Annotated in this window: 3 protein-coding genes and 1 pseudogene; 2 read left to right on the top strand and 2 right to left on the bottom strand. The window is 63.3% G+C overall.

What is annotated here, in order from left to right:
• Positions 1-318 (top strand): annotated as a pseudogene (locus tag B5F85_RS10470) (DUF2798 domain-containing protein); the annotation flags it as partial.
• Here B5F85_RS10470 and B5F85_RS10465 read toward each other — a convergent pair.
• Positions 315-1178, bottom strand: a complete 864-nt coding sequence (locus B5F85_RS10465) for a putative RNA methyltransferase (RefSeq protein ID WP_239378227.1) — start codon at positions 1176-1178, stop codon at positions 315-317. The pseudogene B5F85_RS10470 and the gene B5F85_RS10465 overlap by 4 nt on opposite strands.
• A gap of 75 nt (positions 1179-1253) precedes the next feature.
• Between B5F85_RS10465 and B5F85_RS10460 the strand changes: the two genes are divergently transcribed.
• On the top strand, positions 1254-1739 hold the full coding sequence (locus tag B5F85_RS10460; protein ID WP_204204785.1) for a nitroreductase family protein: 486 nt from the start codon (positions 1254-1256) through the stop codon (positions 1737-1739).
• Between the two features lie 86 nt (positions 1740-1825).
• Here the strand turns inward: B5F85_RS10460 and B5F85_RS10455 are convergent, their stop codons facing one another.
• Positions 1826-1984, bottom strand: a complete 159-nt coding sequence (locus tag B5F85_RS10455; RefSeq protein WP_204204783.1) for a hypothetical protein — start codon at positions 1982-1984, stop codon at positions 1826-1828.
• Between the last annotated feature and the right edge of the window lie 183 nt (positions 1985-2167).

The raw sequence follows: 2167 nt of genomic DNA, 5'->3' as shown, positions 1-2167 counted from the left end.
GCCAGCCGGTTTGCCAAGTGGTTTGCGTTCCGCTTCCTGGTGACGCCGGGCAAGAGCAGCCGCCTTGCCATCACGCTGGCCATCAGCACGATGATGGTCTTCCCGATGGTGCTCTTCATGTCGCTCTACGGCGCGCTCGAGGCGTTCACGCACGTGGGCGACCCGGCCATGATCCTGCCCACGTGGATCGCGAACATCCCGTGGAACTTCGTCGCCGCGCTGCCGTGGAACCTGCTGGTGGCGGGCCCGCTCTCGCGCTGGGTCTTCCGCCGCGCGTTCCCTGAGGGGACGGTGCTCGCGGAGCCTGCATCCGCCTAGAGGCGGGCGGCTTGATCAAACGTCCCCACCAGGATCTCCGCCTCCATGGTGAGCGTATCGACTGACGTCCAGTCGAGAGTCGAGCCGTCGATCCCAAACATGATCGGTGACATCTCAACCGCTGCGACGAGCTGCTCTTGCGTCATTCGGATCGTGGAGGTTACCACGCGCCTCTCCCGTATCCCGCAAATATCGGAGAGGTGCCGGATCACCCGCTCGTTTGAGTAATCTCCTCGCTCAGGCGCCTTGTCACTGACCCGCTCACGAATCTCACGAAAGTGGTTTGGGGTCGGCACCACCTTGATGAGAAAGCCGCCGGGCTTGAGCGCACGCTGGAATTCCCCATAGTTTGCCGGCGAGAAGATGTTGAGGACGCAGCTCGCACAGTGGTCGCGCAGGGGAATCGCGGTTAAGTCTGCCACGAGCCATGCAACGGAGCCCTCGCGGTCCGCACCTGCGGCGAGGCGAACGGCATCTTTGGAGATATCACACGAGAAGAGCCGGATCGGCGGCACGAAACGTTCCGCCAAACGGCTCGAGAAGAAACCCTCGCCGCAGCCCGCATCGACAACGACGCCCTCGATGTCGAGTGAAACCATGATGTCGCACAGCTCGGCAGCGAGCGCATCGTACAGCCCGCTTGAAAAGACCGCGCGTCGGCTGAGAAACGAGTCCCGATCATACGGTCCCGCCGCCTTGTGATGCGCAAGCAGGTTAACGTACCCCTGGCGACCCAAATCGAAGCAATGGTTGCGTACGCAACGCAAGGATGTCCCGGACAAGCTCAGCGGCTCCCCGCAGACAGGACACGCTAGGACATCCTCGCAATTCGCGAAGGGTTTCGTTGTTTCGGCACCCATTGCCCTCCCTTTCATGCAGCGTACCCGCGCACTAGTTTAATCGCTGTGGGCATGTCGCGCAAAAAGCGACGGCACTTGAGCAAGGCACACGCCCGCGAGGATCACCGCCACGCCGAGCCACTCGACGCCGTGCTGGACGCAGGCACCTACGCGCCCACGGGCGGCGGGCACCAGTCTCCGGTGATCGTCGCGGTGACGAGTCCCGAGACCCGCGAGCGCCTGCGCGCGCTCTACGCCGCCGTCATGGGCAAGGACACCGACCCGTATTACGGCGCACCGGTGATCGTGGTGGTGCTCGCCGACGGTGAGCGCGGCACCTTCATAGAGGATGGTTCCTGCGTGCTCGAGAATCTCATGCTCGCAGCGCATGCCGTGGGGCTATCGAGCTGCTGGATCCACCGCGAGCGCGAGATTTTCGACAGCAAGGAGGGCAAGGCTCTTCTGCGCGAGTGGAGTCTACCCGAGACGCTGCGCGGTGTGGGCGCCATCGCGCTGGGTTATGCCGACGGCCCCGAGCCCGCCGCCGCTCCGCGCAAGGACGGCTACGTGGTGCGCGTGTAGCGCAAACAATTCGCACGCTCCGGAAGGGGACGCTCTGCCGGCAGCATCGATGCCCCCGGCAGAGCGCCCCTTATCCGCCTACGTCGCTATAGACGAGTCTTCACGCTGCTCACGCCGTGAAGCATCTTCACAAACGCCGGGTCGTCGTGGTTGACGATCTCGCTGTGGTTGAGGGTGAGCTCGCCGATCTTCGCCATATCCTCGTCGGTGAGCTCAAAATCCCACACGTCGATGTTTTGCTCCATGCGATCCTTGTGCACGGACTTGGGGATGACCACCACGCCGCGCTGAATATTCCACCCTCCTAGACGTGTTCGTAGCCAGCCGGTTTGCCAAGTGGTTTGCGTTCCGCTTCCTGGTGACGCCGGGCAAGAGCAGCCGCCTTGCCATCACGCTGGCCATCAGCACGATGATGGTCTTCCCGATGG

This window comes from Olsenella sp. An293 (genome assembly GCF_002159495.1).
Taxonomy (GTDB): domain Bacteria; phylum Actinomycetota; class Coriobacteriia; order Coriobacteriales; family Atopobiaceae; genus Thermophilibacter.
The sequence above is the reverse complement of the archived record's forward strand: the minus strand, read 5'-3'. Positions and strand labels throughout refer to the sequence as shown.